This is a genomic window from Caulobacter sp. 602-1, assembly GCF_003931565.1.
In the GTDB taxonomy this organism is placed as follows: domain Bacteria; phylum Pseudomonadota; class Alphaproteobacteria; order Caulobacterales; family Caulobacteraceae; genus Caulobacter.
Map to the genome: position 1 here is coordinate 1 of NZ_RRYI01000108.1, position 298 is coordinate 298.

Below are 298 nucleotides of genomic sequence, written 5' to 3' on the forward strand. Positions count from 1 at the left end.
CCGCCCCCGAAACGCTCGTGCGGTTTGGTTACATTGGCCGCGTGACCATCGATAAAGGGGTCGAGGAATTGGCTGAGGCCTACGGCCAAATGCGTGGTGCGGCTCGCCTCGTGATCGCTGGCGAGGCGGACCCCGCGATACAGGCGCGCTTGCAGGCGCTCGCTGGCTCTAAGCCGATCGACTTCCTTGGCTTCGTATCACCCGATGCTTTTTACAATCAAGTCGACGTCGTGGTCGCGCCATCGCTCTGGCACGAGCCCCTGCCGCGCTCGATCCTGGAAGCCTTCGCCTATGGGCG

The 298-nt window shown here is 63.4% G+C and carries 1 protein-coding gene; it reads left to right on the forward strand.

The features are described 5' to 3' along the window. On the forward strand, positions 1 to 298 hold a 298-nt coding region (locus tag EIK80_RS25460; protein WP_125159726.1), incomplete at both ends, for a glycosyltransferase.